Annotated in this window: 16 protein-coding genes; 7 read left to right on the forward strand and 9 right to left on the reverse strand. The window is 52.2% G+C overall.

Features of this window, described 5'->3' with window-relative positions; all coding sequences use genetic code 11:
• Nucleotides 1-14: 14 nt before the first annotated feature.
• Genes mgtE through ACMXD4_RS20375 form a run of 9 tightly spaced genes read right to left on the reverse strand, consistent with a single transcriptional unit; the run spans nt 15 to nt 7,398 of the window.
• Nucleotides 15-1,373 (reverse strand): magnesium transporter, encoded by a 1,359-nt coding sequence (gene mgtE, locus ACMXD4_RS20335; protein ID WP_205451470.1) that lies wholly within the window; start codon nt 1,371-1,373, stop codon nt 15-17.
• A 35-nt stretch (nt 1,374-1,408) separates the two neighbouring features.
• On the reverse strand, nt 1,409-2,266 hold the full coding sequence (gene rapZ / locus ACMXD4_RS20340; RefSeq protein ID WP_033157739.1) for an RNase adapter RapZ: 858 nt from the start codon (nt 2,264-2,266) through the stop codon (nt 1,409-1,411).
• A gap of 56 nt (nt 2,267-2,322) precedes the next feature.
• Nucleotides 2,323-2,613: a ribosome hibernation-promoting factor, HPF/YfiA family gene (hpf, locus tag ACMXD4_RS20345; protein WP_020483551.1), complete on the reverse strand. Its 291-nt coding sequence runs from the start codon at nt 2,611-2,613 to the stop codon at nt 2,323-2,325.
• 39 nt (nt 2,614-2,652) lie between these two features.
• Nucleotides 2,653-4,089 carry an RNA polymerase factor sigma-54 gene (locus ACMXD4_RS20350; protein ID WP_171697420.1) on the reverse strand — a complete coding sequence of 479 codons (1,437 nt, stop codon included), beginning with the start codon at nt 4,087-4,089 and terminating at the stop codon, nt 2,653-2,655.
• A 13-nt stretch (nt 4,090-4,102) separates the two neighbouring features.
• Entirely contained in the window at nt 4,103-4,828 is a 726-nt protein-coding gene (gene lptB / locus ACMXD4_RS20355) for an LPS export ABC transporter ATP-binding protein (RefSeq protein ID WP_033157737.1), read from the reverse strand.
• The gene (lptA, locus tag ACMXD4_RS20360) at nt 4,828-5,328 is read right to left on the reverse strand and encodes a lipopolysaccharide transport periplasmic protein LptA (protein ID WP_171697419.1); all 501 of its coding nucleotides are present in this window, start codon (nt 5,326-5,328) and stop codon (nt 4,828-4,830) included. Before lptA ends, lptB begins: the two co-directional genes overlap by 1 nt.
• Nucleotides 5,315-5,881, reverse strand: a complete 567-nt coding sequence (lptC, locus tag ACMXD4_RS20365) for an LPS export ABC transporter periplasmic protein LptC (protein ID WP_033157735.1) — start codon at nt 5,879-5,881, stop codon at nt 5,315-5,317. The genes lptA and lptC overlap by 14 nt, the downstream gene beginning before the upstream one ends.
• Nucleotides 5,878-6,411 carry a 3-deoxy-manno-octulosonate-8-phosphatase KdsC gene (gene kdsC, locus ACMXD4_RS20370; protein WP_171697418.1) on the reverse strand — a complete coding sequence of 178 codons (534 nt, stop codon included), beginning with the start codon at nt 6,409-6,411 and terminating at the stop codon, nt 5,878-5,880. Before kdsC ends, lptC begins: the two co-directional genes overlap by 4 nt.
• A gap of 12 nt (nt 6,412-6,423) precedes the next feature.
• Entirely contained in the window at nt 6,424-7,398 is a 975-nt protein-coding gene (locus ACMXD4_RS20375; RefSeq protein ID WP_171697417.1) for a KpsF/GutQ family sugar-phosphate isomerase, read from the reverse strand.
• A gap of 144 nt (nt 7,399-7,542) precedes the next feature.
• On the opposite strand from ACMXD4_RS20375, the gene ACMXD4_RS20380 reads away from it, so the two are divergent.
• From ACMXD4_RS20380 to hisD, 7 genes are read left to right on the forward strand one after another with little or no spacing between them, the layout of a single operon-like run.
• The gene (locus ACMXD4_RS20380; RefSeq protein WP_033157734.1) at nt 7,543-8,361 is read left to right on the forward strand and encodes an ABC transporter ATP-binding protein; all 819 of its coding nucleotides are present in this window, start codon (nt 7,543-7,545) and stop codon (nt 8,359-8,361) included.
• 17 nt (nt 8,362-8,378) lie between these two features.
• On the forward strand, nt 8,379-9,161 hold the full coding sequence (mlaE, locus tag ACMXD4_RS20385) for a lipid asymmetry maintenance ABC transporter permease subunit MlaE (RefSeq protein ID WP_033157733.1): 783 nt from the start codon (nt 8,379-8,381) through the stop codon (nt 9,159-9,161).
• Between the two features lies 1 nt (nt 9,162).
• Nucleotides 9,163-9,627: an outer membrane lipid asymmetry maintenance protein MlaD gene (gene mlaD / locus ACMXD4_RS20390; protein WP_033157732.1), complete on the forward strand. Its 465-nt coding sequence runs from the start codon at nt 9,163-9,165 to the stop codon at nt 9,625-9,627.
• Entirely contained in the window at nt 9,627-9,938 is a 312-nt protein-coding gene (locus ACMXD4_RS20395; protein ID WP_415879210.1) for an STAS domain-containing protein, read from the forward strand. Before mlaD ends, ACMXD4_RS20395 begins: the two co-directional genes overlap by 1 nt.
• A 33-nt stretch (nt 9,939-9,971) precedes the next feature.
• Nucleotides 9,972-11,237 carry a UDP-N-acetylglucosamine 1-carboxyvinyltransferase gene (gene murA / locus ACMXD4_RS20400; protein ID WP_415879211.1) on the forward strand — a complete coding sequence of 422 codons (1,266 nt, stop codon included), beginning with the start codon at nt 9,972-9,974 and terminating at the stop codon, nt 11,235-11,237.
• Between the two features lie 15 nt (nt 11,238-11,252).
• Nucleotides 11,253-11,882 carry an ATP phosphoribosyltransferase gene (gene hisG / locus ACMXD4_RS20405; protein WP_415879212.1) on the forward strand — a complete coding sequence of 210 codons (630 nt, stop codon included), beginning with the start codon at nt 11,253-11,255 and terminating at the stop codon, nt 11,880-11,882.
• A 2-nt stretch (nt 11,883-11,884) separates the two neighbouring features.
• Nucleotides 11,885-13,186, forward strand: a complete 1,302-nt coding sequence (gene hisD, locus ACMXD4_RS20410) for a histidinol dehydrogenase (RefSeq protein ID WP_415879213.1) — start codon at nt 11,885-11,887, stop codon at nt 13,184-13,186.
• Nucleotides 13,187-13,232 lie beyond the last annotated feature (46 nt).

Consider the following 13,232-nt stretch of genomic DNA (forward strand, 5'->3'; position numbering starts at 1 on the left):
AAAAGCACAGTTCCTTACAGTAAAAACAAGGTTGCTAAGCCCAAAAAGGCCATGAATCCAACCACATCGGTAACTGTGGTCAGCAACACACCGCCTGCCAGCGCAGGGTCTACACCGATCTTATCCAACAACACCGGAATCGCCACGCCGGACAAAGCCGCGCACACTAAATTGATCATCATCGCCACGCCGAGCAACATACCGATATGCGGATTGTGGAACCACAGCCCAGCCACTACCGCCACCACAGCAGCCCAAACCAAGCCGTTTAGCAGGCCGACCGAGACCTCTTTAAACAATAAACTCACGGCGTTACCGGTGGTGACTTGTCGCAAGGCCAAGCCCCTGACAACCAGTGTCAAAGTCTGACTGCCGGCTATACCCCCCATAGACGCTACAATCGGCATCAATACCGCCAATGCGACGATCTGTTGAATAGTAGCCTCAAACAAATCGATGACTGAAGCCGCCAAGAATGCGGTGAGCAAATTCACGCCCAACCAAAGCGCACGACGCTTGGCACTACTAAATACCGGCGCAAACATATCCTGCTCTTCGCTCAAGCCGGCCATGCTCATTAAGGAGTGATTGGCTTCTTCACGAATCAAACCCACGACATCGTCGATAGTGACGCGCCCCAAAACCTTACCGTCATTGGCTAACACGGGCGCGGACAGCAATTTTCGGCGCTCGAACAAACCAGCCACATCCCGACTAGGCATACCGTAGGGAATACCTGAGCTACGGGTATCCATAATCGACTCAACTTTGGTATGCGGGTCGTGGGTCAACAATTGATTAATCGGCAACAAGCCCTGAAACTGCTCTTTGCGATCCACCACGATTAGACTGTCTGTTGCAGTCGGCATATTACCGCGCAAGCGCAAATATCGCGTCACGACATCCAGCGTTACATCGGCGCGAATGGTTAACACATCGTCAGACATCAAGCCGCCGGCGGTATGCTCGTCATAGCTAAGCGCCTTTTCGATGCGATTGCGGTTATGTACACCGATAGATTCCATCACTTGCGACAGCAAAGGCTCAGGCAATACATGCAGCAGATCGACCATACCGTCATGGCCCATGGATTCAGTTGCGGCAATCAAATCTTTCCTGTCGGTAATTTTCAGCAAGCTGCTACCCACTTCGACATTTATCTCGACCAGAATTTCGCCGATCACGCTGGGCGGAATCAACGCCCACAGCTTGGCTCGCAGTTCCGGCTCCAATGACTCGAGAATATGCGCCGCTTCCGCCGGGTATAAGGAACGCACTAGATTCCTAATCTCGATCAGAGAGTCTTTTGTCAGCACTTCGATGGCGCGATCTAAAAGATGCTCGGTATTTTCAAGCTTTGCTGCTGATGTCATGGGTAAAAACCAAGAAATTGGGCTAGGGAATTGCGTTAACGCAATTCCCTATGCCTGACGATAACGTTAGGAGTAATAGTTTGAAAGTGCTTACTCAATGCCTCGACCAGATAAACCGAACGATGTTGCCCGCCGGTACAACCGATCGCTATGGTTAAATAACTGCGATTATCCGATTCGAAGCGCGGCGCCCAGCGACCGATGAAATAACCTATATCATGCAGAAACTCTTTGACGATCACTTCATTCTGCAAAAAATCGATGACCTCGGCGTGTTTACCGGTCAATCCTCGCAGTTCCGGCGCCCAATAGGGATTGGGCAAACTGCGGGCATCGAACACGAAGTCGGCATCCAACGGGATACCGTATTTAAAACCGAAAGACTGAAACAAAATCGACAAAGAACTTTTGCCTTTTTCGCCCAAACGGTTTTTCAGCAAATCCCGTAACTGATGATAGTGGGTGAAACTGGTATCTATAAGTATATCGGCACGAGCTGCCAGGGGTCGCAGCATTTCCCGTTCGATTTCCAAAGCCTCGCGCAGCGGCCTACTTTCGGTGGTCAGCGGATGGCGGCGGCGCGTTTCACTGTAGCGCTTCAGAATGATGTTCTCGTCCGCTTCCATGAAAACCAGTTCGCAATCAATACCTTTGCTGCGAATAAAAGTCAGGCTATCCGGAAAATCCGCCAACTTCTGGTTACGGTTTCTGGCATCAATACCGATAGCGGTTTTACTATAGGTCGCCGGGTCTTTCAGCATCACATGATCGACAAAATCCTCAAGCAAGGTCACGGGAAGATTGTCGATACAGTAATAGCCGCAATCTTCCAAAGTATCCAACGCGATACTTTTACCCGATCCCGATAAGCCGCTGACGATGACTAGTTTCATATGCAAAACGATACAGAGCGAAAATCGCGTTCACCCTGTACCGCGCAAGCCCATAATTAACGATGGTTCTGATTTTTTTCTTTATGTTTGACGATTTGTCTGTCGAGTTTGTCGACCATGTTGTCGATAGCCGCGTACATATCTTCTTGTACGTCTTCGGCATACAGTTTGGCACCGCTGATTTGTACCGCCGCTTCGGCTTTTTGCTCCAATTTCTCAACGGTCAAAATGACGTGAACATCAACGACATTGTCGAAATGACGTTTGATTTTGCTGATTTTTTCATCCACGTAGGCTTTTAATGCTTCGGTGACTTCTACGTGATGACCTGTGATACTGACTTGCATGGAATACTCCTGTTTTTAAAAATTATTCTTCCAGATTGATCAAATATGCCTTTTCCGCTGGCTGGTTGAAGGAATGGACATCGCTTCCCGATATTTGGCAATGGTGCGGCGCGCGACGTTAATGCCCTTCTCATTCAATAAGTCCGATATTTTACTATCGCTCAATGGCTTGGCCGGGTTTTCACTGCCGACCAACTCTTTTATCAGCGCCCGAATTGCGGTCGCCGAACACTCTCCCCCGCCATCGGTACTGACATGGCTGGAGAAAAAATATTTAAATTCGATCACACCGTGCGGGGTGTGCATGTATTTTTGCGTGGTGACCCGAGAGATCGTCGATTCGTGCAACTCCAATTCCTCGGCAATATCGCGCAACACCATCGGCTTCATCGCAATCGCACCGTGCTCGAAAAAATCGCCTTGTTTTTCGACGATGCTTCTCGCCACTCTCAACAAAGTGTCGTTGCGGCTATGCAAGCTTTTGATAAACCAGCGCGCTTCCTGCAGATGGTTTTTCATGCTGACATTGTCATGACTATTGTCGGCGCGTTTGATCATCCCGGAATAAAAAGGATTGACGCGCAATTTGGGCGCTATCTCCGGGTTCAGATTAACCAGCCACTGTCCGTTGACTTTGGCGACGAACACATCAGGCACCACGTATTCGACATCAGAATCCTGCAAGCGAGCGCCAGGCTTGGGATCCAGGGTTCTGATTAACGCCAGCACCCCCTTTAATACATCCTCGGTCATCCCTATCCGCTTCATCAAGCGCGCTTGATCGCAACTGGCCAACAAATCCAAATGCCTGTGCACAAACTCCAAAGCCTCCGACCGATAAGGCGTCGTAGCCGGTAACTGTTGCAGTTGCAAACCCAGGCAGTCAGCCAAATCCAACGCCGCCACACCGACGGGATCAAAGTTTTGCACCCTATGCAACACGGCCAGGACTTCATCCATTTCCAAGCCTTCCAGTTGATCCTGGAGTCCCTGAAAAATATCCGCCAATTCGCTGGTCACATAACCGTCATCGTTAATCGCGTCGATGATAGCGGTAGCTATCGCATAATCGCGGTCAGAAATCGGAATCAGCTCCAGCTGCCAAACCAGATGATCGCGTAAAGACTCGGATTTGCCGCGAAAGGCCTCGAATTCCGGACTATCGCCCTCATCGCCACCGCTGGGCAAAGAGCTTTCGTAGACATCGTCCCAACTGACATCGACCGGTAATTCGTCCGGCATATCGGTTTGCGAGCCTTCGCTGGTTTGCTGATCGGTGTTTTCGAGTTTTTTATCGCGAAACTCCAGATTAGGCAGTTCCTCTTCGTCGATCTCCAACATCATGTTGGATTCCAAGGCTTGCTGAATTTCCTGTTGTAAGTCCAAAGTCGACATCTGCAACAGCTTAATAGCCTGTTGCAATTGCGGCGTCATGGTCAGACTCTGACCGATACGGAGTTGTAGAGATTGCTTCATGACTATTCGAATTTCATAAACTAAATTTCTCGCCCAGATACACTCTACGCACCTCTTCGTTATCCACCAACTGGCGCGACTGGCCTTCGGCGATAACCTTCCCATTGTTCAAAATATAAGCGCGATCGCAAATCTCCAAAGTCTCCCGCACTTTGTGCTCGGTAATCAAAATCCCGATACCGCGATGCTTCAAGTGCGCAATGATTTTTTGCAACTCCAGCACCGAAATAGGATCGACACCGGCAAACGGTTCGTCGAGCAGAATAAATTGCGGCTCACTAGCCAACGCCCTGGCGATTTCCACCCTGCGCCGCTCCCCACCTGACAAACCAAGCGCCACCTGATTACGTAAGTGGTTGATATTAAACTCTGTCAATAACTCATCGATCAACAACTCGATTTGCCCATCGGTCAAATCGGCCCGAATCTGCAATACCGCGCGTAAATTGTCGGCTACACTCAATTTACGAAAGACCGAAGCCTCTTGCGCCAGATAACCGATTCCCAAGCGCGCGCGCCGGTGCATCGGATGATGCGTGATGCGCTGCTCGTCAAAAAAAATCTCGCCGCTATCGGCTTTGACCAAGCCCACCATCATGTAAAAGCTGGTGGTTTTCCCGGCTCCGTTCGGACCCAACAAACCTACGACTTCCCCGGTGTCCACCCTCAGGCTGACCCCATCGACCACATTTCGATTGTTGTAGCGTTTAAACAGCTGTTCCGCAACCAATCGCGCCATTATTGCGCCTGCTTAGGCTTGGGTTTAATCACTGAGTGTACGCGCTTGCCGTCGGATTGCGCTTCACCCGCCTTCAGCAAGGAGTTTTTGGTATCGTACTCGATATACTCACTGGATTGTTTGGCGTCACCCTGCCAAACCGAAGCATTTTTCATAAATTTCAGCAAATTCTGGTCGGGGTAAAATTCGTTGATCAAGCCCTCCCCGTGCATTTCTTCCTTGCCCACCGCCGGCAACTGTTTGAATCGCGACGGTTTACCTGTAGCAATCAATTTGATAATCGCGCCATCTTTCAGATAAACCACCAATTTGTCGCCATCGATTCTGATCGTTCCCTGCGTAGCAACCACATTGCCGGTATAGGTGCTGATCTGCGCCTTTTCGTCGTAAACCGCATTATCCGAGTCGATGTAGATGGGTTGTTCGGAATCCGACTCCAGACCAAACGCCATCCGCGCCGAGAATAACAGGCCTACACCGACCATTTTACTTAATTTCATAGCGACCTTTCACTTTGGACAACAATTTCAGGTGAATCGGACTAACAAAAGTCGCTTCCATTCCTACTCCCGCCGTTTTGTTGGGTGGGCTGATGATCTCCGTCCACGCCTGTGTCTCCGCATAATGGCTGGCGAGTTTTACTCGCAGATCCGATGTATTGATGGTCAGCGCCGAATTGGTTTTCGAGGCCTCCCGATTGATATAAGCACTACCGTTAAGTTGCAAATTATCGCCGTCCGCAGCCATCACGCCGCTGTCGGCCTTGATTAGCCAAGGCATCTGGTTGGGGTTATACAAAGTCATTACCGGCTTTTCCAGATGCGTACTGCCGTCGGCTTTAAAGTGCTGCATTTTTTCCGCGGCCAATTCGCTTTTCGGCACACCGTCGATATTCATTTCCTTTTTGAAATAACCCAAGCTAAAAAAATCCGGGCTATTTTCGACAATTTTCATTTCGGCGTCACGCTGTTCATTCAGTTGAACCAGCCACCATGACAACAATGCTGCCAAGCCGACATAAATAAAAATCTGTAGATTTTTCAGTACGGTCATAAATAGGTTTGCAGCACGCTGTCAAAGTTACCTTGGACTTGCATGATTAAATCGCATACTTCTCGCACCGCGCCCAAACCGCCAGCTGTCTGTGTTTGCCAATGAGCATAATTCTTTAGCACGAAATTGGCATCTTGCACCGCAACGGCAAATCCAACTTGACGCATCACCGGCAAATCCAGAATGTCGTCGCCGATATACGCCACTTGTTCCGGCGTTAGGACCAGACGCTGCAAAATTTCCGCGAATGCCGCGCGCTTGTTCTCGTGACCTTGGTAGACAAGCTCGACTCCAAGACTCTGCATGCGTAGCGCGACCGAATTGGATTTGCGGCCGGAAATTACCGCTACTTCCACTCCGGTCTGACGCAACAATTTAATGCCATGCCCGTCGCGCGCGTGAAAACATTTGTATTCTTTGCCGTTATCGTCGAAAAACAAACGACCGTCGGTCAGCACGCCATCCACATCCAGAATCAACAGCTTTAGCCGCTTAACAGCACTCAGTAATTGGGGGGTTAAATCGAACATCACTCGTCACTCTCAGACTATGCCGGCCCGCAGCAAGTCGTGCATATTCAAGGCGCCCAACAATTTTTGTTGGCTGTCGACGACCAGCAGGGCATTGATTTTTTTACTTTCCATGATTTGCATGGCTTCCGCCGCCAACATATTCACATCGATCACTTTACAAGGACCCGTCATGACTTCGGCGATGCGTGTCGCATGCACATCCAGATTTTTTTCCAACATGCGCCGCAAATCACCGTCGGTAAATATCCCGGCGACCCTGCCTTCGCCATCGACCACTGCGGTCATGCCCAGCTTCTTGCCGGTCATTTCCAGCAAGGCATCGCTCACTAAAACACTATCCGTCACCACCGGCACTTCACTGCCGCGGTGCATGATGTCGTTAACCTGCAACAACAAGCGCTTACCCAAGCTACCGCCTGGATGCGACAAAGCAAAATCGTCGCGGGTAAAACCCTTGGTTTCCAATAGCGACACGGCTAACGCATCGCCCATGACCAATGCCGCCGTAGTGCTGGCAGTCGGCGCCAAACCCAACGGGCAAGCCTCATGCTCGACAGCTACATTGATGTGCACACTAGCAAACCTGGCCAAGGCCGATTCGGGATTACCCGTCAACGCAATCAGCGGCACGCCGAGTCGCTTAATAATAGGCAATATCGTCAGGATTTCTTCGGTTTCGCCGGAATTGGACAAGGCCAGCACCACATCCTGGCGGGTAATCATGCCCAGATCGCCGTGACTGGCTTCTCCGGGGTGCACAAAGAAAGCCGGGGTGCCGGTGCTGGCCAGCGTGGCGGCAATTTTACCGGCTATATGCCCGGATTTGCCCATACCGGTAACCACCACCCGGCCTTTACAAGCCAGCAGCAACCGGCAGGCACTAACAAATTGCTCATCGATGCGTGCAGCCAAGCCGGCAACCGCCTGCATTTCGGTCTGAATCACCGCCAACGCCAACGCCTGAATGTCTTGATCACAACCCACGGAAATTAACTCCACGCACCCAAACAAAAAGGAACCATTATTGCATGTTATTAACCGACTTTTCACCCCAAGTCATTGACTTATTCTCAGCCAGTCATAGAAAATAGCCTGTTCCCAATCCAAAAACTCTTTTGATTCCGGTAAATGGCCAATAGCGCAAGTCCTGAAGACAATATCGTTTCGATTAGCAACTTGAGCTTTTCCAGAGGCCCCAGGAAAATTTTCGACGCTGTCAGCCTGGAGATTCAGCGCGGCAAAGTCACGGCCATCATGGGCCCCAGCGGCACCGGCAAAACCACGCTTTTGAAATTGATCGGCGGCCAGTTGGCCCCGGATCGCGGCCAAATCCACGTGGACGGGCAAAATGTTCACCGCCTGAAACCTCGGGAACTCTACGAATTGCGCAAACGCATGGGCATGTTGTTTCAAAGCGGCGCGCTGCTCACGGATATGAGCGTCTATGACAATGTGGCGTTTCCGATGCGCGAACATACCCACTTGCCGGAATCGATGATTCGCACCTTGGTATTGATGAAACTGCACGCCGTCGGTTTGCGCGGTGCCCGCCATTTGATGCCCAACGAGTTGTCCGGCGGCATGGCTCGACGGGTAGCTTTAGCACGTGCCATCGCCCTCGATCCGCTAATGATCATGTACGACGAACCGTTTACCGGCCAAGACCCCATTTCCAAGGGCGCACTGGTACACTTGATCAAGGCGCTGAACACCACTCTAGGCCTGACCAGCATCATCGTTTCGCACGACGTACAAGAAACTGCCGCCATCGCCGATTACATCTATGTCTTGTCGGGAGGCAAAATCATCGGCCAAGGCACCCCGCAAGAATTACAACAATCCGATTCGGAGTGGGTGCAACAGTTTATGCACGGTGATGCCGACGGCCCTGTACACTTTCACTATTCGGCGCCTGATTACCTAGACGATCTGCTGGCGAGCAAATAACCACCTTGTATTCAACCATGTTTCAATTTCTGCAAAATCTGGGAAAAGCCACGCGCAGCAGCTTTGCCAAGCTCGGCCGCGCTTCGTTTTTTCTGAGCCACACGCTGACCGGCATCAGCGACGTGCTGCCACGCCCCAACCTGCTGATCAAACAGGTGTATTCGGTAGGCGTTTTGTCATTTCTAATCATCACCATCTCCGGCCTGTTCGTCGGCATGGTGTTAGGTTTACAAGGCTTTAATATTCTGTCCGACTTCGGCGCTGAGGAATCGCTGGGCGTGATGGTGGCTGCCTCATTGGTACGCGAATTAGGCCCTGTAGTGTCGGCACTATTGTTTGCCGGCCGGGCAGGCTCGGCATTGACCGCCGAAATCGGCTTGATGAAGGCCACCGAACAATTGTCAGGCATGGAAATGATGGCCGTTGACCCGATCAAACGCATCATTTCGCCACGTTTTTTGGCAGGCTTTCTGTCCATGCCCTTGCTTGCCGCCTTGTTTAGCGCCATTGGCATCATGGGCGGCCACCTGGTCGGCGTGGGCATGCTCGGCGTTGATGACGGCGCGTTTTGGGCGCAGATGCAGGCCAGTATCGATTTTCAAGAAGATATTGTTAATGGCGTAATCAAGAGCGTGGTGTTCGGCTTCGTAGTGTCCTGGATTGCCTTGTTCGAAGGCTACGATGCGATCCCCACTTCAGAAGGCGTCAGCCGCGCCACCACCCGCACCGTGGTCAATTCGGCCTTCTCGGTGCTGGCACTCGATTTCATTTTAACCGCACTCATGTTTGGAGACATTTAACATGCAGCATTCCAAAACCCAGGATACTCTGGTCGGTTTTTTTGTCGCCAGCGGCATCGCCGCCTTGTTTTATATGGCGCTGCAAGTCAGTAATCTAGGCAGCTACAGCAGCGACGACAGCTACACGGTCATCGCCCATTTTCAGAATAGCGGCGGTCTAAAAGTCAAATCCCCGGTGTCGGTCGCCGGCGTGCGCATCGGCCGGGTATCCGCAATCAGGCTGGACAAGGACAGCCACGAATCGGTCGTAGAAATGCGCATCGAATCGCAATACAACAATCTACCGAGCGATTCCGGCGTCAGTATTTATACCGCCGGCCTGCTGGGTGAACAGTACGTCAGCCTGGACCCCGGCTCGTCGGACGAATATTTAAAGGATAAAAGTACCATCGACATCACCAGCTCCGCCATCGTGCTGGAAGAAATGATAGGCAAATTCATGTTGAACAAAGCGGAAGGCAAATAATGTCCAAGCTGACATTAACCGAACAGTCTCCCGGCCACTTTACCGTGGAAGGCAGCCTGACTTTTGCCAGCATCGACAAACAAACCTTGCAATCCTTTAAGTTTCTGAAAGGCATGGACAGCATGTGCATCGATCTAGCTAAAGTCCAGACCACCGATAGCGCCGGCCTGGCCTTGATGATCGAATGGATCAGGCTCAGCCGGATGGGCCGGGTCATGCTGTCCTTCAAGAACATTCCGGCTCAGCTACTGGCATTGGCCAAACTCAGCGGCTTGGACGAAACCGAATATTTTGCAACCCACACGCATTAAGCTGCATTCCAATTTACAAACCAATAAAAATCCATGGATAAATTACTGATTACCGGCGGCCAACCGCTACACGGCGAACTGAGAATCTCCGGCGCCAAAAACGCCGCCCTGCCAATTCTGGCCGCTACTTTATTGTCCGATGTGCCGGTCAGCGTCGGCAACATTCCGCATTTGCACGACATTACTACTACCATGGAATTGTTGGGACAAATGGGTGTGGGCCTGACCGTCGACGAAAAAATGAACATCGAAGTCGATACCAGCACCATTCACAAATACGAAGCGCCTTATGAACTGGTGAAAACCATGCGCGCCTCGATTCTGGTATTGGGCCCCTTGCTGGCGCGTTTCGGCGAAGCCTATGTCTCGTTGCCCGGCGGTTGCGCCATCGGCACACGACCGGTGGATATTCACATCGACTCGCTGCTGAAAATGGGCGCCGACATTACCGTCGAAGCCGGCTATATACACGCCAAGGTCAAACGCTTGCAAGGCTGCCATCTGGTGCTGGATAAAGTCACCGTGACCGGCACAGAAAACATTCTAATGGCCGCCACACTGGCCGAAGGCGTGACCATCATCGAAAACGCCGCGAAAGAACCGGAAGTCACCGACCTGGCGCATTTTCTAAATAAAATGGGTGCCAAAATCACCGGCGCCGGCACCGATATTCTGACAGTGGAAGGCGTGGAAAGACTGGGCGTGGAAGGCTTGCACTACGACATCCTCCCCGACCGCATCGAAACCGGCACGTATCTGGTGGCCGGCGCGATCAGCCGCGGCCATGTGAAACTGAAAAACACCGACCCTAACACCCTGGATGCGGTATTGGTTAAATTAAAAGAAGCCGGCGCCGACATCACTTGCGGCGAGAACTGGATCGAGCTGAACATGCACGGCAAGCGTCCAAAAGCCGTCACCGTCCGCACTGCACCCTATCCGGCGTTCCCGACCGATATGCAGGCACAATTTACCGCGCTGAATTCCGTCGCTGAAGGCGTGGGCTTAATCACCGAAACCGTATTCGAAAACCGTTTCATGCACGTGCAAGAACTGCAACGGATGGGCGCGCAAATCAAGCTGGAATCCAACACCGCCATCTGCACCGGCAGCGGTCAACTAAAAGCCGCCCCGGTTATGGCTACCGACCTGCGGGCATCCGCCAGCTTGGTGCTGGCCGGTCTAGTTGCCGAAGGCGAAACTTTGGTAGATCGGATTTACCATATCGACCGTGGCTACGATCACATCGAAGAAAAACTGTCACAACTGGGCGCTACCATTCGCCGCGTTCCTAACTAAATCACTCGCAAAACCATGTTGACCATTGCCGTATCCAAAGGCCGTATTTACGAAGAAGCCCTGCCGTTTCTGGAACAAGCCGGCATCACGCCGATTGACGATCCGGACAAGAGCCGGAAACTGATTCTGCAAACCACCCGCCCCGACGTGCAGCTGGTGATCATCCGCGCCACCGACGTGCCGACCTTTGTGGAATACGGCGCGGCGGATATGGGTATCGCCGGCAAGGACGTGTTGATGGAACACGGCGCGGAAAGTCTTTACGAGCCGCTGGATTTAGGCATCGCCGGTTGCCGCTTGATGACTGCCGGCCCGGTCAATGCGCCGGAAATCAAGGGCCGTTTGCGGGTCGCGACTAAATACGTGAAAACCGCGCAGAGCTACTACGCCAACTTAGGCATTCAAGCCGAAATCATCAAGTTGTACGGCTCGATGGAACTGGCGCCGCTGGTCGGATTGGCCGATTGCATCGTCGATTTGGTCGATACCGGCAACACCCTAAAAGCCAACGGCCTGGAGCCGCGGGAACTAATCGCCAACATCACCTCTCGACTGGTGGTGAATAAAGCGGCGATGAAAATGAAACATCAAGCCATTCAAGCACTCATCGATCAGTTCGAAACCACGTTGGCCCAGAGGGCGTAATCATGACTGCGATCAAAATGCTCTGCCTAGATAGCGCGGCAATCGACTTTGACAAACAATTGCAAGCCCGTTTAGCCTGGGATGCCAGCGATGATTTAGAGATACACAGACGGGTGCTGGACATTATTGCCGACGTCAAAAAACGCGGCGACAAAGCCTTGCTGGAATACACCAACGGCTTCGACGGTACCGCATTTAAAGCCGCATCCGAACTGGAACTGGACCGAGCTGCATTACAACAGGCCTGGGATACTTTACCCAGCACCCAAGCCATTGCTTTGCAAACCGCCGCCGACCGCGTCCGTGCTTATGCCGAGCATCAGAAGCTGCAATCCTGGCAATACACCGAGCTAGACGGCACATTACTCGGCCAAAAAGTCACCGCGCTGGATAAAGCTGGCCTCTACGTGCCGGGCGGCAAAGCCGCTTACCCATCGTCTGTTTTAATGAACGCGATTCCGGCCAAAGTTGCCGGCGTCGGCGAACTGATCATGGTGGTGCCTACTCCGCGCGGCGAAACCAATGCGCTGGTATTGGCGGCGGCGCATGTAGCCGGCGTGGATCGGGTATTCACCATCGGCGGCGCCCAGGCCGTCGCGGCGCTGGCCTATGGCACCGAATCGATTCCGGCAGTGGATAAAATAGTCGGCCCCGGCAACATTTACGTCGCTACCGCCAAAAAACTGGTATTCGGCCAAGTCGGTATCGACATGATCGCCGGTCCATCCGAGATTTTAATCATCTGTGACGGACAGACCAACCCGGACTGGATCGCGATGGATATGTTCTCGCAAGCCGAACACGACGAAAACGCCCAAGCCATTTTAATCAGCAACGACGCCGGTTTTCTGCAGCAAGTGGAAGCCAGCATCAACAAATTGCTGCCGGAAATGGAACGCGCGGACATCATCCGCGCCTCACTAAGCGGACGTGGCGCGTTTATCAAAGTAGGCAACTTATCTGAAGCCGCGCAAGTCGCAAACCGCATCGCCCCGGAACATTTGGAATTGTCCGTAGCGGAACCGGAAGCATTGTGCGAGCAAATTCATAATGCCGGCGCCATCTTCATGGGCCGTTTCACAGCCGAAGCGCTGGGCGATTATTGCGCCGGACCGAACCATGTCCTACCGACTTCCAGCACGGCCCGGTATTCGTCGCCTTTAGGGGTTTACGATTTCCAAAAGCGCAGCAGTTTGATCAATTGCTCAGCGGTTGGCGCGCAGAACTTGGGCAAGATTGCTTCAGTGTTAGCCCGGGGCGAGAGTCTTACTGCGCATGCTCGGTCGGCGGAATTTAGGATTTAATCAACAAACTCGCGGAGGCCGGATAAGCGAAAGTATTTCCGGCCTG

Source organism: Methylomonas sp. TEB, assembly GCF_047777895.1.
GTDB lineage: Bacteria > Pseudomonadota > Gammaproteobacteria > Methylococcales > Methylomonadaceae > Methylomonas.

What these genes read in the sequence shown, in the direction of transcription:
- mgtE (WP_205451470.1), bottom strand. Translation starts at nt 1,373, where the DNA reads ATGACATCAGCAGCAAAGCTTGAAAATACCGAGCATCTTTTAGATCGC.
- rapZ (WP_033157739.1), bottom strand. Translation starts at nt 2,266, where the DNA reads ATGAAACTAGTCATCGTCAGCGGCTTATCGGGATCGGGTAAAAGTATC.
- hpf (WP_020483551.1), bottom strand. Translation starts at nt 2,613, where the DNA reads ATGCAAGTCAGTATCACAGGTCATCACGTAGAAGTCACCGAAGCATTA.
- ACMXD4_RS20350 (WP_171697420.1), bottom strand. Translation starts at nt 4,089, where the DNA reads ATGAAGCAATCTCTACAACTCCGTATCGGTCAGAGTCTGACCATGACG.
- lptB (WP_033157737.1), bottom strand. Translation starts at nt 4,828, where the DNA reads ATGGCGCGATTGGTTGCGGAACAGCTGTTTAAACGCTACAACAATCGA.
- lptA (WP_171697419.1), bottom strand. Translation starts at nt 5,328, where the DNA reads ATGAAATTAAGTAAAATGGTCGGTGTAGGCCTGTTATTCTCGGCGCGG.
- lptC (WP_033157735.1), bottom strand. Translation starts at nt 5,881, where the DNA reads ATGACCGTACTGAAAAATCTACAGATTTTTATTTATGTCGGCTTGGCA.
- kdsC (WP_171697418.1), bottom strand. Translation starts at nt 6,411, where the DNA reads ATGTTCGATTTAACCCCCCAATTACTGAGTGCTGTTAAGCGGCTAAAG.
- ACMXD4_RS20380 (WP_033157734.1), top strand. Translation starts at nt 7,543, where the DNA reads ATGGCCAATAGCGCAAGTCCTGAAGACAATATCGTTTCGATTAGCAAC.
- mlaE (WP_033157733.1), top strand. Translation starts at nt 8,379, where the DNA reads ATGTTTCAATTTCTGCAAAATCTGGGAAAAGCCACGCGCAGCAGCTTT.
- mlaD (WP_033157732.1), top strand. Translation starts at nt 9,163, where the DNA reads ATGCAGCATTCCAAAACCCAGGATACTCTGGTCGGTTTTTTTGTCGCC.
- ACMXD4_RS20395 (WP_415879210.1), top strand. Translation starts at nt 9,627, where the DNA reads ATGTCCAAGCTGACATTAACCGAACAGTCTCCCGGCCACTTTACCGTG.
- murA (WP_415879211.1), top strand. Translation starts at nt 9,972, where the DNA reads ATGGATAAATTACTGATTACCGGCGGCCAACCGCTACACGGCGAACTG.
- hisG (WP_415879212.1), top strand. Translation starts at nt 11,253, where the DNA reads ATGTTGACCATTGCCGTATCCAAAGGCCGTATTTACGAAGAAGCCCTG.
- hisD (WP_415879213.1), top strand. Translation starts at nt 11,885, where the DNA reads ATGACTGCGATCAAAATGCTCTGCCTAGATAGCGCGGCAATCGACTTT.